The sequence below is a fragment of the Bacillus sp. FSL R5-0593 genome (genome assembly GCF_038603755.1).
In the GTDB taxonomy this organism is placed as follows: Bacteria; Bacillota; Bacilli; order Bacillales; family Bacillaceae; genus Bacillus; species Bacillus velezensis.
The window spans coordinates 4,031,094-4,055,220 of the sequence record NZ_CP152011.1 but is presented as its reverse complement, the minus strand read 5'-3'; the positions used below and the strand labels follow the sequence as shown (position 1 = coordinate 4,055,220).

The 24,127-nt window shown below is 46.2% G+C and carries 23 protein-coding genes; 14 read left to right on the top strand and 9 right to left on the bottom strand.

The features are described 5' to 3' along the window. Positions 1-11: 11 nt before the first annotated feature. The gene (ahpC, locus tag NYE36_RS20195; RefSeq protein ID WP_004393188.1) at positions 12-575 is read right to left on the bottom strand and encodes an alkyl hydroperoxide reductase subunit C; all 564 of its coding nucleotides are present in this window, start codon (positions 573-575) and stop codon (positions 12-14) included. Positions 576-1,149: 574 nt separating this feature from the next. On the opposite strand from ahpC, the gene NYE36_RS20190 reads away from it, so the two are divergent. The 3 genes from NYE36_RS20190 to NYE36_RS20180 all read left to right on the top strand — a co-directional run bounded on the left by NYE36_RS20190 (position 1,150) and on the right by NYE36_RS20180 (position 3,822). Continuing rightward, entirely contained in the window at positions 1,150-2,061 is a 912-nt protein-coding gene (locus tag NYE36_RS20190) for a restriction endonuclease (protein WP_265450988.1), read from the top strand. A 148-nt stretch (positions 2,062-2,209) separates the two neighbouring features. Continuing rightward, positions 2,210-3,100, top strand: a complete 891-nt coding sequence (locus tag NYE36_RS20185) for a M48 family metalloprotease (RefSeq protein ID WP_265450987.1) — start codon at positions 2,210-2,212, stop codon at positions 3,098-3,100. A gap of 35 nt (positions 3,101-3,135) precedes the next feature. Next, entirely contained in the window at positions 3,136-3,822 is a 687-nt protein-coding gene (locus tag NYE36_RS20180) for a VOC family protein (protein ID WP_265450986.1), read from the top strand. Between the two features lie 36 nt (positions 3,823-3,858). Here NYE36_RS20180 and NYE36_RS20175 read toward each other — a convergent pair whose 3' ends face one another. From NYE36_RS20175 to NYE36_RS20165, 3 genes are all read right to left on the bottom strand, one after another. Next, positions 3,859-4,314 carry an RDD family protein gene (locus NYE36_RS20175; protein ID WP_014419310.1) on the bottom strand — a complete coding sequence of 152 codons (456 nt, stop codon included), beginning with the start codon at positions 4,312-4,314 and terminating at the stop codon, positions 3,859-3,861. Positions 4,315-4,383: 69 nt separating this feature from the next. Further along, on the bottom strand, positions 4,384-5,550 hold the full coding sequence (locus NYE36_RS20170) for an MFS transporter (protein ID WP_094032937.1): 1,167 nt from the start codon (positions 5,548-5,550) through the stop codon (positions 4,384-4,386). A gap of 77 nt (positions 5,551-5,627) precedes the next feature. Next, on the bottom strand, positions 5,628-5,939 hold the full coding sequence (locus tag NYE36_RS20165; RefSeq protein WP_015240918.1) for a helix-turn-helix transcriptional regulator: 312 nt from the start codon (positions 5,937-5,939) through the stop codon (positions 5,628-5,630). A 142-nt stretch (positions 5,940-6,081) separates the two neighbouring features. Here NYE36_RS20165 and NYE36_RS20160 point away from each other — a divergent pair, with 142 nt between their 5' ends. Together NYE36_RS20160 and NYE36_RS20155 are read left to right on the top strand one after the other, a co-directional pair. Next, entirely contained in the window at positions 6,082-6,501 is a 420-nt protein-coding gene (locus NYE36_RS20160) for a DUF5391 family protein (RefSeq protein ID WP_015240917.1), read from the top strand. Between the two features lie 130 nt (positions 6,502-6,631). Continuing rightward, positions 6,632-7,852 carry a PQQ-binding-like beta-propeller repeat protein gene (locus tag NYE36_RS20155; RefSeq protein ID WP_094032969.1) on the top strand — a complete coding sequence of 407 codons (1,221 nt, stop codon included), beginning with the start codon at positions 6,632-6,634 and terminating at the stop codon, positions 7,850-7,852. 37 nt (positions 7,853-7,889) lie between these two features. Here NYE36_RS20155 and NYE36_RS20150 read toward each other — a convergent pair whose 3' ends face one another. Continuing rightward, positions 7,890-9,227: an aldehyde dehydrogenase family protein gene (locus NYE36_RS20150; protein ID WP_007407852.1), complete on the bottom strand. Its 1,338-nt coding sequence runs from the start codon at positions 9,225-9,227 to the stop codon at positions 7,890-7,892. Between the two features lie 141 nt (positions 9,228-9,368). On the opposite strand from NYE36_RS20150, the gene NYE36_RS20145 reads away from it, so the two are divergent. The 4 genes from NYE36_RS20145 (at position 9,369) to NYE36_RS20130 (ending at position 13,671) form a co-directional block, all read left to right on the top strand. After that, positions 9,369-10,526 carry a TetR/AcrR family transcriptional regulator gene (locus tag NYE36_RS20145; protein ID WP_038460482.1) on the top strand — a complete coding sequence of 386 codons (1,158 nt, stop codon included), beginning with the start codon at positions 9,369-9,371 and terminating at the stop codon, positions 10,524-10,526. Positions 10,527-10,770: 244 nt separating this feature from the next. Beyond that, positions 10,771-11,820 carry a fatty acid desaturase gene (locus NYE36_RS20140; protein ID WP_012118854.1) on the top strand — a complete coding sequence of 350 codons (1,050 nt, stop codon included), beginning with the start codon at positions 10,771-10,773 and terminating at the stop codon, positions 11,818-11,820. Between the two features lie 118 nt (positions 11,821-11,938). Continuing rightward, positions 11,939-13,075 carry a sensor histidine kinase gene (locus NYE36_RS20135; RefSeq protein ID WP_158185969.1) on the top strand — a complete coding sequence of 379 codons (1,137 nt, stop codon included), beginning with the start codon at positions 11,939-11,941 and terminating at the stop codon, positions 13,073-13,075. Then, positions 13,072-13,671: a response regulator transcription factor gene (locus tag NYE36_RS20130; RefSeq protein WP_007407848.1), complete on the top strand. Its 600-nt coding sequence runs from the start codon at positions 13,072-13,074 to the stop codon at positions 13,669-13,671. The genes NYE36_RS20135 and NYE36_RS20130 overlap by 4 nt, the downstream gene beginning before the upstream one ends. 57 nt (positions 13,672-13,728) lie before the next feature. Here NYE36_RS20130 and NYE36_RS20125 read toward each other — a convergent pair whose 3' ends face one another. Further along, entirely contained in the window at positions 13,729-14,550 is an 822-nt protein-coding gene (locus NYE36_RS20125; protein ID WP_007407847.1) for an SDR family oxidoreductase, read from the bottom strand. A 127-nt stretch (positions 14,551-14,677) separates the two neighbouring features. On the opposite strand from NYE36_RS20125, the gene NYE36_RS20120 reads away from it, so the two are divergent. Both NYE36_RS20120 and htpG read left to right on the top strand, forming a co-directional pair. Continuing rightward, positions 14,678-14,926, top strand: coding sequence for a hypothetical protein (locus tag NYE36_RS20120; protein WP_007614882.1), 249 nt, complete (start codon positions 14,678-14,680; stop codon positions 14,924-14,926). 171 nt (positions 14,927-15,097) lie between these two features. Continuing rightward, complete coding sequence (gene htpG, locus NYE36_RS20115; protein WP_007407845.1) at positions 15,098-16,978, top strand: molecular chaperone HtpG; 1,881 nt, start codon at positions 15,098-15,100, stop codon at positions 16,976-16,978. Between the two features lie 42 nt (positions 16,979-17,020). On the opposite strand, the gene NYE36_RS20110 is transcribed toward htpG, so the two are convergent. The 3 genes from NYE36_RS20110 to NYE36_RS20100 all read right to left on the bottom strand — a co-directional run bounded on the left by NYE36_RS20110 (position 17,021) and on the right by NYE36_RS20100 (position 20,295). Continuing rightward, positions 17,021-18,409 (bottom strand): sugar porter family MFS transporter, encoded by a 1,389-nt coding sequence (locus tag NYE36_RS20110; protein ID WP_265450985.1) that lies wholly within the window; start codon positions 18,407-18,409, stop codon positions 17,021-17,023. A gap of 120 nt (positions 18,410-18,529) precedes the next feature. Next, positions 18,530-19,462 (bottom strand): aldo/keto reductase, encoded by a 933-nt coding sequence (locus tag NYE36_RS20105; protein WP_007407843.1) that lies wholly within the window; start codon positions 19,460-19,462, stop codon positions 18,530-18,532. Positions 19,463-19,539: 77 nt separating this feature from the next. Next, positions 19,540-20,295, bottom strand: a complete 756-nt coding sequence (locus NYE36_RS20100) for a DeoR/GlpR family DNA-binding transcription regulator (protein WP_007614879.1) — start codon at positions 20,293-20,295, stop codon at positions 19,540-19,542. Between the two features lie 444 nt (positions 20,296-20,739). On the opposite strand from NYE36_RS20100, the gene iolA reads away from it, so the two are divergent. From iolA to iolC, 3 genes are all read left to right on the top strand, one after another. Further along, the gene (gene iolA / locus NYE36_RS20095; protein WP_265450984.1) at positions 20,740-22,203 is read left to right on the top strand and encodes a methylmalonate-semialdehyde dehydrogenase; all 1,464 of its coding nucleotides are present in this window, start codon (positions 20,740-20,742) and stop codon (positions 22,201-22,203) included. A 73-nt stretch (positions 22,204-22,276) separates the two neighbouring features. Then, on the top strand, positions 22,277-23,092 hold the full coding sequence (gene iolB / locus NYE36_RS20090) for a 5-deoxy-glucuronate isomerase (protein WP_015240909.1): 816 nt from the start codon (positions 22,277-22,279) through the stop codon (positions 23,090-23,092). 23 nt (positions 23,093-23,115) lie between these two features. Then, positions 23,116-24,108 (top strand): 5-dehydro-2-deoxygluconokinase, encoded by a 993-nt coding sequence (gene iolC, locus NYE36_RS20085; protein ID WP_265450983.1) that lies wholly within the window; start codon positions 23,116-23,118, stop codon positions 24,106-24,108. The last annotated feature ends 19 nt before the right edge of the window (positions 24,109-24,127 follow it).

Here is a 24,127-nt window from a genome sequence, read left to right as displayed (position 1 = left end):
GAATGCACTCCTTAGATTTTACCTACCAAATCAAGGCTAGGTGTAAGTGTTTCGCCGCCTTCTTCCCATTTAGCCGGGCAGACTTCACCTGGGTTTTGACGAACGTATTGAGCTGCTTTTACTTTGTTTACAAGGTTGCTTGCGTCACGGCCGATACCGCCTGCATTGATTTCAACTGTTTGGATAACGCCATCAGGATCGATGATGAATGTTCCGCGGTCAGCAAGACCAGTTTCTTCGTCAAGAACGTCGAAGTTGCGGGAGATCGTTTGAGATGGGTCACCGATCATTGCGTAAGTGATTTTGCCGATTTTTTCAGAGCTGTCATGCCAGCCTTTGTGTACGAAGTGAGTATCTGTAGAAACAGAGTATACTTCAACACCTAATTCTTTCAGTGCAGCGTATTGTCCTTGAAGATCTTCAAGTTCAGTCGGGCAAACGAAAGAGAAATCCGCTGGATAGAAGCAGAAAACGCTCCATTGACCTTTCAAATCTTCGTTTGTTACATCGATGAATTCACCGTTTTTGAAAGCTTTTGCTTCGAATGGCAGTACTTCTTTTCCGATTAAAGACATAATATCTTCCTCCTGAAATGTGATTTGAAATATATTAAAAAGACAAAGCATTCACTTTATCTTTCAATAATAATTCTAATTATATATAGATTATTAAATAACATTTATTTTTTGTCAAGCTATATGGGGTATTATTTTCTGCTTTTTTTGCTTTAGATGTTTAAAAACGCCTGGTATAAGCGGTTTGGCGCTGTTTGTCATGTTTAACGCCGGGCGAAAGGGGGATTCTCAATTGGTGCAGAATAATATCAAGAATCCACCCTCTATATGGTAGTATAAACCAAAGAGGGGACGGTCATGCAAATAAAGTAACTTTGTTCAGGAACACTTTTATGAACGGGTGTTAGGTTTTTTAAAAAAATGATCAGTCCGGTGTTCAGAATTTAAAGATATATATTTGTTTTGAACTTATTCAATTATGGATAGCGGATGTTCTTATATTAGCTTTACCTCATATATCATCATGAGATTTAAGTGTGAAATGAAGATGGTTTTACGCAGGGGTGTTAGGAACGCAAAAATAATATAAATATCAAGCCAGTTTTAACAAAGACGTTAAATAGGAGTGTAGAAGTTGACCATACCAGGATATCAAGAATTTATGTACCCTTTTTTAAAAATTCTTTCAGGTAAAAAGGAGCACAGATTACAAGACTTATACGTGAAATTAGCAGAAGAGTTAAACCTGTCAGAGGAAGATGCAGAAAAATTATTACCCAGCGGAAACCAAAAAGTACTTCATAATCGAATCGGTTGGGTAAGAACATATTTAAGTAAAGCCGGTTTAATCGACATTGTTAGACGGGGTGTTTTTCAGATCACCAGCGAAGGCTTAGAAATAATTAATGACCCGAGTGTCGCCAGTATAGATAATAGATTTCTAATGAAGTATAAGAGTTTTCAGAGATTCAAGCAGACGGGTAAAGACAGCAATCAACAGGAAAGTGAGCCGTCGATTACTTCAGAGCCCAGAACTCCCAATGAAATTATTGAACAGAATTATAATGCTGTTAAAAATGAGATTAAAGAAGAGTTACTGAACCAAATATACAAATGTTCTCCTGCCTTTTTTGAAAAACTAGTCGTAGAATTGCTTGTTGCTCTTGGATATGGCGGTTCATTAACAGATGCAGGCACGGCTATAGGGAGATCTGGAGATGGCGGCATAGATGGAGTTATCAAAGAAGACATTTTAGGGCTGGATATGATTTATCTTCAAGCCAAGAGGTGGAAAGATTCTGTTTCAAGGCCGGAAATACAAAAATTTGCGGGCAGCCTGGATGGGAAAAAAGCGAAAAAGGGTGTGTTTATTACTACATCTGTATTTACTGATGGCGCAAAAGAATATGTTAAAGTGATCGATAAAAAAATTATATTAATTGATGGAGAGAGGCTAACGGATTTAATGTTCAACTATAATGTCGGCGTTAGTTTAGAGAATACTTTTGTTATCAAGAGAGTAGACCTGGATTATTTTGAAGAGTGATTAAAAAGAGGTGCTGTTAAAAACAGCACCTCTTTTTCGGAAAAAAATGGATGATCATCTTTACAATGCTATTTTCGAAACCGATAATAAAAAGACAGTTTAAGTAGTGGTAAATCATTCAAACATAATAAAAAAAGGGTGATCAAAAATGGAAGTTAGAAAAACAAAGTTCAATTATTTATACATTGTTTGGTCTGGGCTGACAGTTTTGATTTCTATTATGATCTTCAGAAAATTATTTCCTTTGGCGCTTTTTCCAACGGTTTTTCTTTTTTTATCCGTTTACGGATTGTTGTTCTTTATGAATTATGGACTTTTTGGAGACTGGAGAAATAGAATAAGGGCTGGGTTAAGGCGCCCGGCAACCATTGGAGAAAAGGAGTACCTTGAAAGGTTAAACGATGAAGTTTTTGTAAGCGTACAAAGACATTATCCTCATGTGAAAAAAGCGGATCTTTTTTTAATAGATGATGAGGGTATTAATGCATTTGCACTGGGGTTTAAAACGATAGGATTGACTTCGGCGGCTATGAGAAATTTAAGTGATGGTGAGCTAAAAGCGGTACTGGCCCATGAGTATGCGCATCTTGCTTTTAAAGACACATTACACCTTGTGATGTTTAATTCCAGTTTTACTATTTTGAGTATCGCACTGTTGCCGCTGTATGTGATGGGATTTTTTATATGTTTTATTCTGGGGTGTATTGAAGGGCTTCTGAACGGCGGATCAAATCCTTCTGTGTCTGGGGGGTTATTAAATATATTCTTTAGGCTGGTCGGATGGTGTTACATAACATACTGCCGTTTGGGATTTTATTTTGTGAATATCGGAAGCAGAGATTTTGAATATCGGGCAGATGAAGTAGCTGCGAAAGCGGGTTTCGGAGATGAGCTGTTAGAATTTTTCTATCGGATTGAACGTGAAAATATTGACATTCGAAAAGGTTTTATCGCTTTATTAGCTTCCACTCACTCCTATACAGCTTACCGAATTGAGAATATTGAAACATTTTTGACCGGAGTCAGACAAGAATATTGATATTCATTGTCTTTATAACCAAAGGGGGTATGATCATGCAAATAAATAACATTACTTTGTACAGTTGTGCGTTGGAGGAGACGAAACACTTCTATGAACGGGTGTTAGGTTTTCCTTTAATTGATGAGTCCGGTGATTCGTTTACCATCAAGGCGGGAGAAAGTGAGTTGGAATTCAGGCGCGCCGATTCTCACTCTCATCCTACGTATCATTTCGCGTTTAACATTCCGAATAATCGTTTTGATGAGGCGAAGGCGTGGATAAAGGATAAAGTCGTTTTTCAAACGGAAGATGGGGAGGATGAGGTGTATTTCTCTCATATTCAGGCGCGTTCCTTTTATTTCAAAGATCCGTCCAACAATCTGGCGGAATTCATCGCGAGAGAAACATCGCCGCCAAGCGCGGAACGTTTTTCGATTGAGTCCGTTCTGAATATCGGCGAGGTGAATCTGACGGCTGCCGAAGTCGTATCAACCGGGAGGAAGCTGCAGCGTTTCGGCATTCCGGTGAGAAAGCATGCGCCTCTTAGGGAAAATGGGTTTCATTTTATGGGTGATTACAATGATGGGGCGTTTTTGCTTTTAGGGCCGAGCGGCCGCCGCTGGATTTTTTCTGATCAGCATGCGGAGTTCCATCCGCTGTCTGTCATTGTGAACGGGACGATCCGCATTGAGGCTGACGGAAAGGGCGGCATTGACATCAGGCGGGCACAGCCGTCATAAAAAAGCCCGGGCTCAAAAGGCCCGGACTTGGGGACATTATTTATAGACAACACGGGTGCTGCACATGATGTCGTGCAGCGTTTTTTTCTCTCCGAAGGCGCCCATGATGAAACCGATATAAAGAATGAGCTTAGATATGATATATGCGAAAGCGCGTCCGAAGGCCTGGCCGATGGATATCCGTCCGCCATCCTCATTGACGACCTTAAGGCCGAGCAATGCTTTTCCCAGTGTCCCCTGCATCTTTGAGGCCGTGAGCAGGCTGAAATATAAGATACTGATCACAAAAGAGCTCGCAAGAATCGGGATGACGCCGAACACCAGGAAAGAGATGTTAAACTGATTTTCGGTCATGAAGGGGTCAGCCGCCGCAACGCCTGCCGCAAATAAAAAAGAGACCATAAATTGAATGATAAAAATCGGAATTCCTATGATGATTTGATCAATGACGTAAGCCAGAAACCGAATCCAAAATCCTGCCGGTCTTTCCATGTATCTTTTTCTCTCCCTTGCTCTAATCTGGAATATTATACGTAATCATTCCGGATTTTGCAACGGAGCTTAAGCTTTTGCGAGCAGCCTCTTTCCCCATGCCAAGCGTCCCATGATCAGCCCGAAAGCCAGAAGGGCAAACATGATGCCGCACCACATCAGCTGATGGATTCCCAAATGTGAAATAAACCAGCCGCCCGCCGCCGTTCCGATGGTGATGCCGAGGTTGGAAAAAGAGACAAACAGGCTGTTGCCGAATTCGGGCGCCTCCTTTGCTTCCGCAGTAAGCCATGTCTGGCTGACAATGAGACCGCCGGAATGAACGGCGCCCCATACGAAGACGAGAACGGCCATCGGCGCGAAAGACGTTCCAAATCCGTATATGAGCAAGTAGGCGGCTGTATAAAGAAGCGGAAACAGGATGACGGTCTTTTTCATATTTTTATATAACAAAGCGCCGAAGACGAAATTCCCGGCTATCATAATCACTCCGAAGCTCATCAGCATGAAGCTGACCCATGTGCCGTTCATATGGGACACCCGTCCGAGGTACTCCGAAAAATAGCTGTAGACAGAAAACATGGCCGCAAAGAGAAAGGTGACGGCAGCGATATTGAGCCACAAAACCGGTTTGCGAAGGATGCCGAGCTGGCTTCTGAAAGACATTTTTTCTGTGACCGGCATGGATGGCAAAAAGAGAAGAATGCCCGTGAATGCGATGAGACTGATGATAGCGCCGAATAAGAAGGCGGCTTCAAGGGAGAGACGCTCCGCCAGATAAGACGTGAAAGGCACGCCGAACGCAAAGCCGGCGGTGATGCCTGAAAAGACTTTCGTTACGGCTTTTCCGGATTGGCCGGCGGGGACAAGCCGGGCCGCGGCCGCAAGCGCTACAGAAAAGAACACCGGGTGGCATAAAGCCGGAATGATCCGAAACGCCAGCATGACACTGAAATGCGCCGTATACGCGTAGACCGCATTTGAAACGGCAAACATCAGCACCGCCAAAAGCAGAATGACTTTCCGGTTTATGCCTGAAGCAAGCAAGGTCAAAAACGGTCCCGACACAGCGACGATGAACGCGAAAATACTGACAAGCCACCCCGCTTTTGAAGCAGAAATATGAAATCTGTCCGCCACTTGCGGAAGAACGCCGATAATGCCCATTTCGGTCGTGATAATTCCGAAAACCCCTAATGCCAAAAACAGAATGAAGATGGAACTGCTTTTTTTCATTGTTATGTATGCCTCCTTTTATAACTACATATACAGAAAAATAGATATGTTAGAACAAAAAAGCCCTCCTTTCATGGTTATAGCTGGTGCTGAACATAGTCAGCAAAGGCTTTAATTTGTTTTTCATTCCTTCTGTAATAGGTCCACTTTCCGATTCGTTCGGATTCCAGCAGGCCGGCTTTTTGCATGGTCAGCAGGTAGCTGGAGATGACGGACTGCGCAAGCCCCGACTTTGCCTGAATATCACCGACGCAAATTCCGGTGCGGAAACTGAGTCCCTGCTCAAGATAAGGTCTTTCATCAAAATGGTCTTCCGGGTGTTTAAGCCACGTCATAATATCACTTCGTGTTTTGTTAGATAACGCTTTATGAATCAATATCGGTTCCATAATGTTTATTATATCTATTTTTCTGGATTTGTAAATTCGTTTTTGACAAAACATTCTCAAATTAAGTAAAAATCGTGCTAAAATATAACATATTATCAGATTACCGGTAAAAAAGCCGGGTTATTGTCAGGAGGATATTCACATGAATCAAAAGAAAAAAGGTGCGGTTGCGGTGACCTTGCTTTCCGCTCTGCTGTTTTGTTTATTGCCGGTCCTCGTCTCGCTTTCTCCGCTTGCGGAAACGGGGCCGAACGCGAATCGTTTTAATTCCGCGGGCATGTGGGCCGCCGTCGGCCAGATCTTTGTTATATATGCGGTCCCGCTCATTTTGTATATTCTCGGTATTCGTGTCATGAAAATCATCATGGCCGTTTTTTGCGGAATCGGGCTTATCATTTGCGCGGCTGTCTTGTTGGTGACGTTATTGACCGCAATTTCCTTAGGGCAGGAGCTGTCTCTTTATTACGGCCTTTTCGTTTGGTCAGGCGCGGCTTTCATCGTCAATGTGGTGTGGTATATTGCCGCGTTTCGATCATCCCCGAAGCATCAGCAGGCTATGTGACATTTGTTCTATAAATCTACCGAAAATACAAATATTTCATAGGTTAATTATGGTATGATCGAAGTGATATAGCAGCTTTTAATAGAAACGGGAGGAACTGACATTGAAAAAAAAGACAGCTTCATTGCGAATGAAAACATTGGCGGCCGGCGCTGCGGTTGCTGCGGCTTTATCTGTAGGAGCGGTTACTGATCTGCCGGGGGCAAAATGGCTGCATCCGGCGGCTGCTCAAGCCGCGGAAACGGTATTTAAACAAAATCATGCGGCATCCGGTTTCTTGGCGGGACGGTATGACGCGCAGGCGATGTCTCCGACGATGTTCAACTGGTCGAGAGAAAGCCGGTTTACAAGCACTGCCGATGGCGCGTTAAAATGGGAAAAGAATGTTCCGGCCAATCCTCAAAACGGTGCGGGAGCCGCGGTTGACGGGGACGGCACCGTATTTATTCAATCAAAAGACGGGAAGCTGACGGCGTATCATCCGGACGGTACTGTGAAATGGGTGACGGAAAACCTCGGGACGACCTATACGCTGACTCCGGTGCTCGGAACAAACGGTGTCATTTATCTTCCTTCTCACGATAAAAAACTGTATTTCATCGACAAAGAAACCGGAACCATTTTAACATCGGTTCCGCTGAGCGGAGCGCCTAGTTCCGATGCGGCTATCGGATCTGACGGCACGCTGTATGTGTCGACGCTGGATAACTATATCTATGCGATTAAACCGACGTCGCCTTCGACATGGACGCAAAAGTGGAAGTTTAAAACAAACGGCGTGGTCGGCTCCGCTCCCGTGTTAGCATCAAACGGCACTCTGTATACGGCAACGTACAATAATATCTTTTACGCGATCAATTCCGGAACGGGCCAAGTGAAATGGTCAAAAACGACGTCCAACGGGTTTAAAGGCTATCCGGTTATTGATAGAGACGGCACCGTTTACGCCGGAAACCAGGACGGCAGCTTTTACGCCTATACATCAACGGGTGCTGTAAAGTGGACGTTCCCGTTAAACGGTTTCTCCAGCTCTTCATTAGCGATCGACCATAACGGCAATGTGTATATCGGTTCCGGAAGCGGCGAGCTGTTTTCCATCAGCAAAACCGGTAATATGAACTGGTCTTTCTATACGGACGGGCCTGTGAGAACGGCGCCGCTGATTGATGCGGACGGCAATGTGTACTTCGGTTCTGACGATAAAAATGTCTATGCGGTTGACGCTGACGGTAATGAAAAATGGCGCTATCAAACAGACAGCAATGTCATTTCCTCCCCGGTTCTGGCTGAAGACGGCACGCTTTACGTCGGCACTTATACGAAACTGCTCGCATTCGGGGCAAAAAAATAATTAAAAAGAATCCGCGTCATCTGCGCGGATTCTTTTTTTATTTAGAGGCTTGAATAAATACGCCTTTTTCATGAGAAAATTCTTTAAAGCCGTACACACCGTGATATGAACCGATCCCGCTCGTATTGACACCGCCGAACGGAAGGTTGACGTCAGTGAAATGAACGACGACATCATTGACAGAAGCATTGCCGGATGTCGTATGCTGCAGCACATAATCGATCAGCTCCTGATTATGGCTGAATACATACAAGGCAAGCGGCTTGTCCCGTTCAGTGATGTAATCAACGGCTTCACTGATATCTTCGTAATTCATAATCGGCAGAATCGGTGCGAAGATTTCTTCCTGCATGATCTTCATATCAGGCGTGACGTTTGTCAGCACGGTCGGAGAAATCGTGCGGTCATGCGCATCGAATACGCCGCCGAACGCCGTTTTCGCCCCTTTTTCAATGGCGTCATCATACAGGGCTTTGACACGGTTAAAGTTGCGGTCGTTGACAATCTGCGTGAATTTGTTGCGGTCAACCGTATGATCATCCTCCATAAAACCTGCATTGACAATGGTTTGCAGGAGATCTGTAAAGGTGCTCTGCACTTCTTTCTTCATAAGGAGATAGTCAGGTGCGATACATGTTTGCCCCGCATTGACAAATTTGCCGACGGCGATTTTTTTCGCCGCGTCCATCAAATCATAGTCGCTGTCGATGATCGTCGGGCTTTTTCCGCCAAGCTCAAGCGTGACGGACGACAAGTGCTTCGCTGCTGCCGTCATGACGATTTTACCGACATTCGTGCTTCCGGTGAAGAAAATGTGGTCAAACGGCTGGTCGAGCAGTTCTGTGGCGACATCGACCTCACCTTCAAAAATGGCGACTTCTTCTTCGTGAAATGCCTCGCGAATAACTGTCGCGGCGATATGGCTCGTCTCCATTGTAAAATCGGACAGCTTCACAATCGCGCTGTTGCCGGCCGCAATGGCAGCTGCAAGCGGAGCCATCGTCAGCATAAACGGATAATTCCACGGGCCGAGAATTAAGGTAAGGCCTTTTGGCTCGTACATTAATACGCCGTCAGCGTCGGGACTGACGGATGAGCCGACGCGTTTCGGCGCCATCCAGGTGTCGAGGTTGTTCATATTATCTTTAATCGCCTTAATCGTTCCCTGCGTTTCCGCTCTTTTCACCTCATGATAAGGCTTGCGGACGTCCCGTCTGATCGCCTCGATGATTTCTTCTTCATGTGCGGTGACGGCATCCAAGAAGCGCTGAAGCTTTTCTCTGCGCTGCCCGGCTGTTGAAGCACGCAGCGTTTTTTGATTTTTTTTCTGAAGCTCAAAGACGCGTTTGATGTCTGCTTTTATATGCTGATCCATCGGTCTTCCTCCTCTGGTTGCTTTTTTGTTTCTTCAGGGCCTATTATAATGTGATGTGTTTTTGCGGAAAAGACAGCGTAAACTCATCTATACGTTACCGTACAAATTGCGGTGATCTGTCTAATGAAAGGAGTGTCTCTTATGCCGGATTCTGTGACAACTGACATCAAACAAGCGCTTTTGGCCATGCTTGGAGAGCGGGATATCCGCCGTGTGACCATGAAGGACATCGCCGAACGGGCGCGTGTGAGCCGGGGGACACTGTACCTTTATTACGAAGATAAATATGCGATTTTAGAGGATATAGAGGAAGAAATGAAAGACGGGCTGAGCGAAGCGCTGTATGATTCGCTGAAGAATAAAGATGTGCTTCATTTACATGGCGGATGGCAAAAAGTGCATCCGACCCTGTCTTTTGTTGACCGGCATCGGGTGTTTTTCCAAACGATGATGGATCGCAATAAAATGCCCTATTTTCACTTTCATGCTTTTTTAAAAGATGTGTTCCGGCATGATGTGCTGCTGTCACCGGTCAATGCGGATTTCTCACCGACTGAACAGGATATGTACATTCATTACCGCGCTTTATACACGTATGCCATTGTGTTGTACTGGCTGAATGAGGAGCCCGGGGCATCCCCGGAAGCGATCAGCGGACAGGTGTGGGATTTGATTTCTCAAAAACGGTTTTACTGGCTGTTTGGCCGCCGGGTGCCGGAACAAGAAGAAAAAAAGCCCGCCGACCGCCGGGTGACAAGGACGAGGCAGGCCTTGCAAGAAGCCATGATCGGCTTAATGGCAGAAAAAAAAGAGTACGCGGCGATTACGATTTCCGATATTGCCCGTCAAAGCAACCTCCGCCGTGCCACTTTTTATGACCATTACGCCAACAAAGAAGCATTGCTGAAAACGATCATCCATCAATCATGTCGGGATCTGATCGGATTATTGACGGTAAAAGGAGAGCCTGCCGATTGCTCCATGGAAGAAGCGGAAGCCGCGCTCGTCCGTCTCTTTTCGGCACTGTCGGAAGGCCTGCCGCTCGTCCATTTTCTGAGAGAGGGCTCCGGAGTGCCTGACGTCATTCCGGAAATGTTCAGAGCGCTGCAATCGTTTTATCTTCATCAGCCCCTGCACATTCAGGCGGGCAAAAAACTCTATGCATATTATGTCGCGTCCATGCTCGCCGGTTTGATTCAATATCGTCTTCATGAAGGAAAAGACCACGCGCCGGACATGCTGGCCCGGGAGTTTCTGCAGTTTTTGGATGTAAAGAAGTATCGGGTGATTTTGCTGTGAGGATGATGAAAAAGAACTCAGCCGAAAACAGGCCGGGTTCTTTTTTGCTGTTTTTTTTGAGAAGTGCCGATATGAAGTGTCCGGCTTTATCCCTTATAAAAAAACCTTCTATATGCCGCCTGATCAGCATTCTGCCGCCAAACATGACAAATGTCATATTCGGGGCATGATGGCTGCTACTACAACCGCCGCGAGCGCCTCGGTATACTTGGAATCATAATAAAAAAAAGGGGATATGACATTCATGACCAATCACGCCGCAACTCAAAAACAAGCATCTTTAAAAAAGCAGGTTGCTGCATTTTCCGGTGCCGATACAAAGCATAGTGTCAATCAGCTTTTCAACACGTTTGTGCCGTTTTTTGCCCTTTGGTTTCTTGCTTACTTCAGCCTCAATGTCTCCTATCTTCTGACCCTCGCCTTTACTGTTATAGCAGCGGGATTTTTGACAAGAATCTTTATTATTTTCCACGACTGCTGCCATCAATCCTTTTTCAAACAAAAGAAGCTGAACCGGCTGTTTGGGTTTATTTCAGGTGTGCTGACACTGTTTCCGTTCCTTCAATGGCAGCGCAGCCACTCCATTCATCATGCGACGAGCAGCAACTTAGATAAACGGGGCACCGGCGATATTTGGATGATGACCGTCAAGGAATACAACGAAGCGTCAGCTTGGACAAAAGTACGCTACAGACTTTATCGCAATCCGTTTATTATGTTTATTCTCGGCCCGATTTACGTATTTCTGATTCAAAACCGTTTCAATGTAAAAGGCGCCCGCCGCAAGGAGCGCTGGAACACCTATTTCACGAACGCGGCGATTGTCTTATTGGCTGCTGCGACGTGCCTGCTTGTCGGCTGGGAAAACTTTTTGCTTGTTCAGGGTCCGATTTTCCTTATTTCGGGGTCAATCGGCGTCTGGCTCTTTTATGTTCAGCACACGTTTGAGGATTCTTATTTTGAAGCCGATGAGCATTGGGATTATGTGCAGGCCGCGGTAGAAGGAAGCTCCTTTTACAAGCTTCCGAAGCTTTTGCAATGGCTGACAGGCAATATCGGCTACCATCATGTTCACCACTTAAGCCCGAAAGTGCCGAACTACAAGCTGGAAGCCGCTCATGAGGGGCACGAGCCTTTAAAAAACGTACCGACCATTACGCTTAAAACAAGTCTTGAATCCATGAAATTCCGTCTGTGGGATGAGGACGAAAAGCAATTTGTCACCTTTCGGGAGGCTCGGAAAAAACCGGCGCCCCATCCGGTGCCGAAAGAACCTTTGAAGAAAAATGCCTGATATGGCGCGCGGCTCTTTCTCTTATCAGAAAGGGCCTTCTCTTCATGCGTGAGGATGCAATGAAGGCGGTGTTTTGATAAAGTGATGGTAGACACAAGCAGCAGAAGGTGGAACGAAGATGAAGAAGTATTTTAAATTTCAAAAACTGAATGGGATTTCTCCTTATATATGGATGATTTTTTTCATCTTGCCTTTTTATTTTATTTTTAAAAGCTCTTCTACCTTTGTCATCGTTGCCGGCATCATTTTCACACTTGTTTTCTTTGGCGCATACCGCTTCGCATTTGTTGCAAAAGGCTGGCCGCTTTACTTATGGGCGCTTCTTCTGATCGGCATTTCGACCGGCTCTGTCATGCTGTTCAGCTATATTTATTTCGCCTTTTTTATCGCCTACTTCATCGGCCATATCCGAGACAAAGTTCCTTTTTACATCTTATATTACATTCATATCATCAGTGCGGCGGTTGCCGTCAACTTCAGCCTTGTTCTGAAAAAAGAGTGGTTTTTGACACAAATTCCGTTTATCGTCATTACACTGATCAGTGCCATCCTGCTCCCGCTCAGCATTCGAAGCAGAAAGGCACGGGAGCGCCTTGAGGAGAAATTAGAATATGCAAATGAGCGAATCGCCGATCTTGTGAAGCTGGAAGAAAGGCAGCGCATCGCCCGGGACCTTCACGATACACTTGGACAAAAGCTCTCCTTAATCGGACTGAAAAGCGACCTTGCCCGAAAGCTGATTTACAAGGACCCTGAACAGGCCCGCACTGAGCTGAAAAGCGTGCAGCAGACGGCCCGCACCTCCTTAAATGAGGTCAGACAAATCGTCTCATCGATGAAAGGCATCCGATTGAAGGATGAGCTCGGCAATGTTCGGCAAATTCTTGAAGCGGCAGGAATTGAATTTGTGTATGAAGAAAAAGAAGCGCCAAAACATATCTCTCTGCTGAACGAAAACATCGTCAGCATGTGCATAAAAGAAGCCGTCACCAATGTCGTGAAACACAGCGGCGCCAAAGTATGCCGCATCACCATTCAGCAGCTTTGGAAAGAGGTTGTCATTACGGTGGAAGATGACGGCAGCTTTCAATGCAAAGAAGACCGCTTTTTTTCAAAGGGGCACGGCCTGCTTGGAATGAGGGAACGTCTTGAATTCGCAAACGGCAGTTTAGCCATCGATACAGCCGCCGGAACAAAGCTGACCATGAGAATCCCGAATGATTCAAAATCAAAAGAAAAGGATGGTAGCAGATGATCAACATCTTCATTGCCGAGGATCAGCAAATGCTGCTCGGCGCACTCGGTTCCCTGTTGAATTTAGAAGAGGATATGACGGTTGTCGGCAAAGGCACAAGCGGCCAGGATGCCATCGATTTCGTGGAAAAACATGCGCCCGACATCTGTCTGATGGATATCGAAATGCCCGGGAAATCAGGTCTTGAAGCGGCAGAAGAACTCAAGGACAGCGGTGTGAAGATCATCATTTTGACGACCTTTGCCCGCTCCGGCTATTTTCAGCGGGCGCTAAAAGCAGGCGTCAGCGGGTACATGCTCAAGGACAGCCCGAGCGATGAGCTCGTCAGCGCCATCCGCAGCGTCATGAAAGGAAGACGCGTCTACGCACCTGAATTAATGGAGGACATCTATAGTGAGGAAAACCCGCTGACCGAACGGGAAAAAGAGGTGCTCGAGCTTGTCGCAGACGGAAAAAACACGAAAGAAATCGCAAACGCCCTCAGCATCAAAAGCGGCACAGTCCGCAATTACGTTTCGATGATCCTGGATAAATTAGAAGTGAAAAATCGAATTGAAGCCATTACCCGATCAAAAGAAAAGGGCTGGTTTAAGTAACCCGCCCTCAGCTTGTTCAGCCAGTGTTTTTTACACTGGCTTTTTTTATTACTATCGTCACTCCGTCTCTTCCTTCCACTTCTTATCAATCAGCATTTTTCCCGGCCAAGTGTATGCCATGATGCCGCCGTCTGCGGTGATGTCTTCTCCCGTGACGTAAGAACTGTCGTCTGAAGCGAGGAAGAGCGCGACGGCTGCCATTTCTTCCGGTTTTCCGAGCCGGCCGAGCGGCGTGATCCATTTGTTGGCTTCACGGAACGCTTCGCCCATTTCGTCTTCTGTCGTGCCTGCCAATTTATCAATGAGCGGCGTTTCAATCGTGCCCGGCGATAAGGAATTGACGCGGATTCCGCTTCTGGCGTAATCAATGGCCATCGCTCTCGTCAGGTTCGTGATTCCGCCTTTTGCGGCGTTATAGCCGGAGCGGTCAAGGTCTGCGGCCCGGCCGGACATGGAGGAGGTGTTGATGATGGAGCCTCCTTTTTCGAGCATGAGCGGAATCAGGTATTTGCTGCATAGAAATGTGCCGCGGAGATCGACGGCGATGATCCGGTCAAACAGGTCGACCGGGTATTCATGGACTTTTCCGCCCTCTTGGTCAACACCGGCATTGTTAAACAGAATATCAATTGTTCCGTACTTTTGCTGAATGCCGTCCGCAAAAGACTTTACGTTTTCTTCGTCTGATACATCAAGGTGAAAGGCTTCTGCTTCTCCGCCGTTTTTTCTGATGGCGCTGACGGTTTCATTCAGTTCGCTTTCATTGATGTCACCGCAGATCACGCGGGCGCCTTCATCGGCGAAAACCCGTGCCGTCGCTTGTCCGATGCCTGTCGCGGCCCCTGTGATGATTGCGGTTTTGTCTGTTAATCTTCCCATATTGCGATTCCTCCTTTTTTATATCTGTTCCCGCTGAATAGGGGGATAAACATACGGAGGTCTGTTTCTAAATACCTATTAAATATGTTAATATTATGTATATACATCATTGGGAGGTTTACATATTTTGAAGATACAGCATAAGAAGGAGATAGCGTTTTATTGTTATGCCATTGTTCCTATGGGATTTGTGATTTACACCGTTATCTCTATTCTATTTCAGGACATCATATTTCCTCTCACTGTAAGAAATGTTCTTCATGAGTCTTTGCGAAACTTGGGATCTCTTATCTTATTTAGTTTGTTTTTCTACCCGTCATACATATGGATGAAGAAGGAATTCGGCCGCCGGAAAGAAGCAGAGAGGAGAGGATGATCAACATTCTCTCTTTTTTATTGATAAAATGGGTGAAATGAATCCATTAACATGTTAAATTTACAATATATGCATCTGCTAATCCTAGTTGACAATTGTCACTGTATATGATAAATAGATGCTGAAAAGATTTTACATAACATCAAAGCATAATTAAAGGAGAGATCTGAAGTGCGGAAAAAAAAGTTTAAAGCAGAATCCAAGCGATTGCTGGACATGATGATTAACTCCATTTACACGCAGAAGGAAATTTTTCTCCGCGAGTTAATTTCCAACGCGAGCGATGCGATTGACAAAATCTATTACAAGGCGTTAACCGATGATTCATTAACGTTTGATCAAGACAATTACTACATAAAAGTGACGGCGGACAAAGAAGCGAGAACGCTCACCGTCACAGACACCGGTATCGGGATGACAAAAGACGAGCTTGAACAGCATCTCGGCACAATTGCGAAAAGCGGTTCACTCGCTTTCAAGCAAGAAAATGACTCGAAAGACGGCCATGACATTATCGGCCAGTTCGGCGTCGGGTTTTATGCGGCATTTATGGTGGCTGATAAAGTCACGGTGAAAAGTAAGGCGCTCGGCAGTGACGAGGCGTATGTATGGGAGTCGGAAGGGGCTGCCGGCTACACGATCGCGCCGTGTGACAAGGAAACCGTCGGTACGGAAATCACTTTGCAAATAAAAGAAAACACGGAAGATGAAAGCTATGATGAGTTTTTAGAAAACTACCGCATCAAAGCGATCGTGAAAAAGTACTCTGATTTTATCCGCTACCCGATCAAAATGGAAGAGACGGTCAACAAGCCGAAAGAGGGCAGCGAGAACGAATTTGAAGAAGTTCAGGAAGAACAGACGGTCAACAGCATGGTGCCGATCTGGAGAAAAAACAAAAGCGAGCTGACGGATGAGGATTACGAGGCTTTTTACGCCGAGAAGCATTACGGTTTTGATAAACCGCTGACCCATGTGCATATCAGCGTCGATGGAGCGGTGCGCTACAATTCGATTTTGTTTATTCCGGAAAACATGCCGTTTGACTATTATACGAAGGAATTCGAAAAAGGATTGGAGCTGTATTCCAACGGCGTGCTGATCATGAACAAATGCGCCGACCTGCTTCCGGACCATTTCAGCTTTGTAAAAGGCATGGTGGATTCTGAGGATCTGTCGCTGAACATTTCCAGAGAGATGCTGCAGCACGACCGCCAGCTGAAGCTGATTGCGAAAAACATCAATAAAAAAATCAAAGCCGAACTGAAGAGCCTGCTGAAGAACAAAAGGGAAAAATACGAATCTTTCTATGAATCTTTCGGCAGACAGCTGAAATTCGGCGTCTATAATGATTTCGGCGCGAATAAAGACGTATTAAAAGATCTGCTTCTCTTCTATTCATCTAAGGAGAAAAAGCTCGTCACTCTGGACGAATATGTGTCCAGAATGCCTGAGGATCAAAAATATATCTATTACGCGTCCGGCGATTCATATGAGCGGATTGAAAAGCTGCCGCAAACTGAAATGGTGGCGGACAAAGGCTACGAAATTTTATATTTCACGGAAGATATTGATGAATTCGCGATCAAAATGCTGACAAGCTATGAGGAAAAAGAGTTCAAATCCGTATCCAGCGCTGACTTAGGCATCGACAGTGATGAGGATGAAAAGCAGACTGAAGCCGAAGAAAACGAATATAAAGACCTGTTCGAGAGCATGAAAGAGATTCTTGCGGATAAAGTAAAGAACGTCAGAGCGTCGAAACGTTTAAAATCTCATCCGGTCTGTTTTGCGACAGACGGCGAAGTGACGATCGAAATGGAAAAAGTGTTGAATGCTATGCCTGACAGCCAGCAGGTCAAAGCGGAAAAAGTGCTGGAAATCAACCCGAATCACGAAGTGTTTGAGACGCTAAAAAACGCGCACGGACAAGATCGGGAAAAGCTTGCATTATACACAAATCTTCTCTACAATCAGGCGCTTCTGATTGAAGGGCTGCCGATCCATGATCCGGTCGAGTTTACGAATGACATCTGCAAAGTTATGGTATGACGCCAAAAAGGAATCGCCCAGCGGGGGCGATTCCTTTTTTTATTACAGTGTGCGCTGTTTAAGAATTTGATTTTGTTTGCTGCGCTTCTTTAAGGAGAACCGTTTTTTCAAGTGCGTTTCGATTTCTTCTAAACTTCTGCCCTTCGTTTCAGGAACGATGTAAGCGGCGAAGAAGAAGGATGAGAGGCAAATGACTGAGAATATTCCGAATACCCAGCCGATGCCCATGGCACTCAGCATAAGCGGGAATACCAGTGAAACGATCAGGTTGGTTGCCGACAGAATCAATGTCGTAAATCCGGTTGCGGCACCGCGTGCGTTTGACGGGAACAGCTCCGGCATCAGAACCCATACGACGGGACCCCATGTCGCCTGGTAGAAAACGATATAGATGCCGAGAAACAGCACGGTCAGCCATGCCGTTGAAGCTGACAGGCCGGCCAGAAGGAGAATGGCTGATAGTGACGCCAGGCTCAAGGTAATGCCGACGCTTCCCCATATCAGCAGTTTTTTCCGGCCGATCCGGTCAATTAAGATCATGGCGGTGATACACATGATGACGTTTAAGACACCGATGCCCATCGTGCCGAGAACGGACGCCGAAGTGCCGAGTCCGGCCTTTGTAAAGATGGTCGGCGCATAGTAAATCACCGTGTTGATACCGACCGCCTGCTGGAAGATGGCGAGGCCGATCCCGATCAGCAGCATAGGACGGATCCATTTGGCTTTCAGCAAGCCGAGCGTAGATTCTTTTTTCTCGGCTTCACCTTGTTTCATTTCCGCCAATTCAACGGCGATATCCTCTTTGTCGTGGGTCATTTCCATGACTTGTCTGGCTTCCTTCTCACGGCCGCGTTTGACGAGCCATCTCGGAGATTCCGGCATAAACGCGATTCCGATTAATAAAAGCGCCGCCGGTACTGCGGCGAGACCGACCATCCAGCGCCAAGCTTCAAACGGGGTGAATATGTAATTCACGATATATGCGAGTAAGATTCCGGTTACAATCATTAAGTTATTCAATGTGCCGAGCGTTCCGCGTATTTTCGTCGGCGCCATCTCAGATAGATAAACGGGAACCAGCGCCGTTGAGCCGCCGACGGCTAACCCGAGAATGACACGGGAGATAATCAGCATGGTGACGGTTTGCGAAGCCGCACAGGCAAGCGCACCGATAATAAAAATGAGTGAAAGGACGAAAACCACTTTTCTCCGGCCCCATCGGTCAGAGCATGTCCCGCTTAATGCGGACCCGAAAATCGCACCGAGCAGCAGCATGCTGACGACCAATCCCTCGGTCAGCGTGTTTAAAGGAATATCATTGTTAATAAATAACAAAGCCCCTGAAATCACACCGGTGTCATAGCCGTAAAGCAGCCCGCCTAATGCTCCGAAAAAGTAAATCAGGTATTTTTTGGTGTTTTTCTTCACAGATGATCCTCCTCATCTTTTGGAACGCATAATAGTTTATTTAGATAACTATTTCATTCCCCGAAGAGAAAAATATAAACATAAAAAAAACACGCCCCTTTTAAGAGGCGTGTTTTTTTCTTAGGAAAACAGCTTGTCGATAAACGCGATTTCTTCAGCAGATAGCGTAATGGAGGCTGCTTTCATGTTGTCTTTTAATTGATCCGCGCGTTTGGCGCCCGGAATCAGGATATCGATTTCAGGTCTCGCCAAGTACCAGGCAAGCACGATATGCGCCGTATCAGCATTGTGCTTTTCGGCAATCGGTTTGAGCTGGTTGACTTTTTTGATGTTTTCTTTAAACTGCTCCCCTTGGAAATGCGCCTGATCATTGCGCAGGTCGCCTTCAGGGAAGGTGGTGTTCTCGTCGTATTTGCCGGCCAGCAGTCCGGATACGAGCGGGAAGTACGGAATGAATGAGATGCCGTGTTCTGTCGTATAAGGGAAGAAAGTCTTTTCCGCCTCACGGTTCAGCAGGTTGTATTCTCCTTGAATCACGTCGACTAAGCCGTCTTTATTGGCTTCTTTCAGCTGTTCCAAAGAGAAATTGGATACGCCGATGGAACGGATTTTTCCTTCTTTTTTCAGCTCATTCAATGCTTGAACGGCTTCGTCCTTCGGCGTGTGCTCATCCGGGAAATGGATGTAGAATAAATCGATGTAATCAGTCTGCAGGCGTTTCAGGCTGTCTTCGACCGATTGTTTCAAAAAGGCCGGTGAATTGTCGAAAACAAAGTCATCGCCTTCTTTTCTGTGAGCGGCTTTTGTGGCGATGAAGACATCCTCGCGGTTACATTCTTTCAGCACCTCGCCGATTAATTCTTCAGAACGTCCCACACCGTAAATATAGGCGGTATCTAACATGGTAACGCCGCTTTTAATCGCTTCCCGAACCAATTCTTTTCCCGTTTCTTCATTCAGATTCGGATAGAGATTGTGTCCGCCGACCGCATTTGTTCCCAAACCGATCGGAAATACCTTTAGGTCAGTTTTGCCGATTGTTACTTTGCTCATGTTTTCGCCCCCTGAAAAAATTGGATATCATAGCGGCTGCCGGAAAAATACGGCAGCGTTCTCTATTAACTATAACGCTATGCCAAGTGAATGTCGATTTGATGCTCTTGGCAATACTTCGTATATTCCTCATCGAGCTGCTGAGAAGTGACAATGCTGTGAAGCCGGTCGAAAGGCGCGTATGTCAAAAGCGTGGATTTGCCGAATTTGGAATGATCCGCGAGCAGATACACTTCGTTCGCCTTTTCGGAAATTCTCTTTTTCACCTCGTATTCCAGTAAGTCGGAATTCGTCAGGCCGTGGGTGATCGTTGTCCCGGTAGCGGACATGAACGCCTTGTTAATGTTGTATTTATTGAGTGTGCTCGGATCATCAATGCCGACAAACGACCTTGTCTTCCGTTTGTAGTTATTGCCGATGATGATCAGGTCGATATTTTTCATGGATGAAGCGGCGTTAATAATATCAAGGCTGTTCGTCAAAACCGTTACATTCTTATCAGGATCAAGCGTCTCCAGCATCGATTTGGTCGTCGTGCCGGAATCAATAAATACAAGATCGTGATCCTCGATAAACCGTGACGCATAGCGGGCGATTTTGATTTTTTCATCCTGATGTTGAATGGTGCGGTTTTCAAAAGGGACGAGCACAGATTTTTCGGCTGACGTCACGCCGCCGTATACCTTTTTGATAACCCCTTTTTCCGCAAGCTTATTAATATCGCGTCTGACCGTGTTTTTAGAGACGTTGAATACCTCGCACAGCTCATCCAGCGAAGTGGCTCCGTGTTTGAGAATGTATTCTTCCATCTCCTGAATCCGCATCAGTTTCATAAAAAAACTCCTTCTAGAATTCTTAAAGTAATTAAAATATATAATAAACACCAGAAGTTAATCAATAGTTACTTAACAAATGATAAAAAAGAGGGATCATCCCCTCCGATTCGACACGGTTCTCCAAGTTCCTGTTTTCCCGATCAAAAAAAGTACGATAAAAATAATGAAAAAATTTTGATTTTTTAGATTGACTTGAAGATGTGTTGGGCTTACAATGTAACCAAGAAATGACCAAAACATAACCTGCAAAATCAAAATTGAAGGATGTAACCGTTTGCTTTTTCCGGTACATGACCAACTTTTATATGGAAAGATTGGGAGTCACCATCATTTTAGCATTTGTAAGCGTTTAATTCATGTCTTTTATATGTAAAAGATGAATATATTCATCCGTTATTATCCAGCTGAACAGGATGTTTACTATTTAAGGAGGCAATGAGAATGGCAGAGATCAGAAAACTGAAAAACTACATCAATGGTGAATGGGTTGAAAGTAAGACAGATCAATATGAAGACGTTGTCAATCCGGCTACAAAAGAAGTGATGTGCCAGGTTCCGATTTCTACGCGGGAGGATGTGGAATACGCCGTCCGCTCAGCGTCAGAGGCATTTCAAACATGGTCAAAGACGGCAGTGCCGCGCCGTGCGAGAATTCTATTTAACTATCAGCAGCTTCTCCAGCAGAACAAAGAAGAGCTTGCCCGTCTGATTACTTTGGAAAACGGTAAAAACACGACGGAGGCACTCGGTGAAGTGGGACGCGGAATTGAAAACGTCGAATTCGCAGCGGGCGCGCCGTCACTCATGATGGGCGATTCACTTGCCTCTATTGCGACGGATGTAGAGGCGGCGAACTACCGCTATCCGATCGGGGTGGTCGGAGGTATCGCACCGTTCAACTTCCCGATGATGGTCCCGTGCTGGATGTTCCCGATGGCGATTTCGTTAGGAAATACGTTCATTCTGAAGCCGTCTGAGCGCACGCCGCTGTTAACGGAAAAACTGGCAGAGCTGTTTGAACAGGCCGGTCTGCCGAAGGGCGTCTTCAATGTCGTGCACGGCGCGCATGACGTCGTAAACGGCGTTCTTGAACATCCGGAGATTAAAGCCATCTCATTCGTCGGTTCAAAACCTGTCGGCGAGTATGTTTTCAAAAAAGGCAGCGAACATTTGAAACGCGTGCAAGCGTTAACGGGCGCGAAAAACCATACGATCGTGTTAAATGACGCCCACCTTGAAGATACGGTGACAAACATTATCGGTGCGGCATTCGGTTCGGCAGGAGAGCGCTGCATGGCATGCGCGGTTGTGACGGTTGAAGAGGGAATCGCCGATGAGTTTATGGCGAAATTACAGGAAAAAGCAGCGGACATCAAGATCGGAAACGGACTGGATGACGGCGTGTTCTTAGGCCCGGTCATCCGCGAGGACAACAAAAAACGCACGCACAGCTATATTGAAAAAGGCATCGAAGAAGGAGCGAGACTTCTTTGTGACGGGCGTGAAAACGCAACGGAAGACGGCTATTTCGTCGGACCGACGATTTTTGACAACGTGACGTCGGATATGACGATCTGGAAAGATGAAATCTTTGCGCCCGTTCTGTCGGTCATCCGCGTGAAAAACTTAAAAGAAGCGGTGGACATCGCCAACCAGTCTGAATTTGCGAACGGCGCGTGTCTGTTCACTTCAAATGCGAACGCGATCCGCTACTTCCGTGAGAATATTGACGCGGGAATGCTCGGCATCAACCTTGGCGTCCCGGCGCCGATGGCATTCTTCCCGTTCTCTGGCTGGAAGTCTTCTTTCTTCGGCACATTGCACGCAAACGGAAAAGACAGCGTCGACTTCTATACACGTAAAAAAGTCGTGACGGCACGATACCCGTCTCCTGACTTCAATTGATCTGACAGCCGGCCCGGACGGCTTTGTGATTCCGTCCGGGTTTTCTTTTACCATCCATTAAGGAGGAATAAACATGAGTCATTTGCTGCGCAAACCGCAGGCCGATGAGATTTCTCAAGGCGTGAACATCATACATGACGTCACTTCAGCCAATTCAGACCTCAAATACGTCGGATTTAAAGTCGTTGACCTCACTCCCGGTTCCACATATACAGAGGATTTGAAAAAGACGGAGTGCTGCATCGTTGCGGTAACGGGAAAAATCACCGTCACTGATTATGATCAGACATTTGAAAGCATCGGCACCCGTGAAAGCGTATTTGAAAGAAAACCGACGGACAGCGTTTATGTGTCCAATGACCGCTCTTTTGAAATCACAGCGGTCAGCGGGGCGAGGGTCGCGCTGTGCTATTCTCCGTCCGAACACCAGCTTCCGACAAAGCTGATTAAAGCGGAAGACAACGGTGTGGAACATCGCGGCAAGCTGGCAAACAAACGAACCGTTCATAATATTCTCCCCGATTCAGATCCATCGGCAAACAGCCTTCTCGTTGTTGAAGTATACACGGACAGCGGCAACTGGTCGAGCTATCCGCCTCATAAACATGACCAAGACAATCTGCCGGCTGAATCCTTTTTAGAAGAAACCTATTACCATGAAACAGACCCGCCGCAGGGTTTTGTCTTCCAGCGTGTGTACACGGACGACCGCTCGATTGACGAGACGATGACCGCAGAAAATGAAAACGTTGTCATCGTGCCGGCGGGCTATCACCCGGTTGGTGTTCCGGACGGGTATACCTCTTACTACCTGAATGTAATGGCGGGACCGACACGAAAATGGAAGTTTCATAATGATCCGGCCCATGAATGGATCCTGGAACGCTAACAAGTGAGGAGTGGCAGATAACGATGAAATATACATTTAATGAAGAAAAAGAGTTTGATATTGTCGCGATCGGACGCGCGTGTATTGATTTGAACGCTGCGGAATACAACCGGCCGATGGAAGAAACGATGACGTTTTCTAAATATGTCGGCGGCTCCCCGGCAAATATTGCGATCGGCAGCGCCAAGCTCGGATTAAAAGCCGGTTTTATCGGCAAAATCCCGGACGATCAGCACGGCAGATTCATCGTTTCTTATATGCAGGGAAAGGGCGTTGATACGTCACAAATGACCGTTGACAGAGAAGGGCGCAAAGCCGGGCTCGCTTTTACCGAAATTCTCAGTCCCGAAGAGTGCAGCATTCTGATGTACCGGGATGACGTGGCGGATTTGTATCTTGAGCCGTCCGAAGTCAATGAAGGCTACATCGCAAACGCGAAAATGCTGCTCGTATCAGGCACGGCGCTTGCGAAAAGCCCGTCGCGCGAAGCCGTCTTAAAAGCGGTGCATATCGCAAAAAAACATGACGTAAAAGTCGTGTTTGAGCTCGACTACCGTCCGTATACATGGCAATCGGCAGAAGAAACAGCCGTGTACTACACGCTGGTGGCGGAACAATCCGATATCATCATCGGTACGCGTGACGAATTTGACGTAATGGAAAACCGCAGCGGCGGAAATAACGATGAAACGGTCCGCCATTTGTTTGCGCATTCCGCCGATCTTGTCGTCATTAAGCACGGCGTTGACGGATCATACGCATACAGCAGATCGGGAGAAGTTTTCCGGGCGCATGCCTATAAAACAAAGGTGCTGAAGACCTTCGGAGCGGGTGATTCCTATGCGTCAGCCTTCATCTACGGACTTGTCAGCGGCCGGGATATTGAAACGGCTTTAAAATACGGGAGCGCTTCCGCTTCCATCGTCGTCAGCAAACACAGCTCCTCAGAAGCAATGCCGGCTGCCGGTGAAATCATCGAACTGATTGAAGCGCAGCACAGTCTTAACGGTAAATAGAACGTATAAAAGGTGGGAT

Bases quoted from the DNA above. Each gene is read 5' to 3' on its own strand.
- ahpC (WP_004393188.1), bottom strand. From the start codon at position 575: ATGTCTTTAATCGGAAAAGAAGTACTGCCATTCGAAGCAAAAGCTTTC.
- NYE36_RS20185 (WP_265450987.1), top strand. From the start codon at position 2,210: ATGGAAGTTAGAAAAACAAAGTTCAATTATTTATACATTGTTTGGTCT.
- NYE36_RS20180 (WP_265450986.1), top strand. From the start codon at position 3,136: ATGCAAATAAATAACATTACTTTGTACAGTTGTGCGTTGGAGGAGACG.
- NYE36_RS20175 (WP_014419310.1), bottom strand. From the start codon at position 4,314: ATGGAAAGACCGGCAGGATTTTGGATTCGGTTTCTGGCTTACGTCATT.
- NYE36_RS20170 (WP_094032937.1), bottom strand. From the start codon at position 5,550: ATGAAAAAAAGCAGTTCCATCTTCATTCTGTTTTTGGCATTAGGGGTT.
- NYE36_RS20165 (WP_015240918.1), bottom strand. From the start codon at position 5,939: ATGGAACCGATATTGATTCATAAAGCGTTATCTAACAAAACACGAAGT.
- NYE36_RS20160 (WP_015240917.1), top strand. From the start codon at position 6,082: ATGAATCAAAAGAAAAAAGGTGCGGTTGCGGTGACCTTGCTTTCCGCT.
- NYE36_RS20155 (WP_094032969.1), top strand. From the start codon at position 6,632: ATGAAAACATTGGCGGCCGGCGCTGCGGTTGCTGCGGCTTTATCTGTA.
- NYE36_RS20150 (WP_007407852.1), bottom strand. From the start codon at position 9,227: ATGGATCAGCATATAAAAGCAGACATCAAACGCGTCTTTGAGCTTCAG.
- NYE36_RS20145 (WP_038460482.1), top strand. From the start codon at position 9,369: ATGCCGGATTCTGTGACAACTGACATCAAACAAGCGCTTTTGGCCATG.
- NYE36_RS20140 (WP_012118854.1), top strand. From the start codon at position 10,771: ATGACCAATCACGCCGCAACTCAAAAACAAGCATCTTTAAAAAAGCAG.
- NYE36_RS20135 (WP_158185969.1), top strand. From the start codon at position 11,939: ATGAAGAAGTATTTTAAATTTCAAAAACTGAATGGGATTTCTCCTTAT.
- NYE36_RS20130 (WP_007407848.1), top strand. From the start codon at position 13,072: ATGATCAACATCTTCATTGCCGAGGATCAGCAAATGCTGCTCGGCGCA.
- NYE36_RS20125 (WP_007407847.1), bottom strand. From the start codon at position 14,550: ATGGGAAGATTAACAGACAAAACCGCAATCATCACAGGGGCCGCGACA.
- NYE36_RS20105 (WP_007407843.1), bottom strand. From the start codon at position 19,462: ATGAGCAAAGTAACAATCGGCAAAACTGACCTAAAGGTATTTCCGATC.
- NYE36_RS20100 (WP_007614879.1), bottom strand. From the start codon at position 20,295: ATGAAACTGATGCGGATTCAGGAGATGGAAGAATACATTCTCAAACAC.
- iolA (WP_265450984.1), top strand. From the start codon at position 20,740: ATGGCAGAGATCAGAAAACTGAAAAACTACATCAATGGTGAATGGGTT.
- iolB (WP_015240909.1), top strand. From the start codon at position 22,277: ATGAGTCATTTGCTGCGCAAACCGCAGGCCGATGAGATTTCTCAAGGC.
- iolC (WP_265450983.1), top strand. From the start codon at position 23,116: ATGAAATATACATTTAATGAAGAAAAAGAGTTTGATATTGTCGCGATC.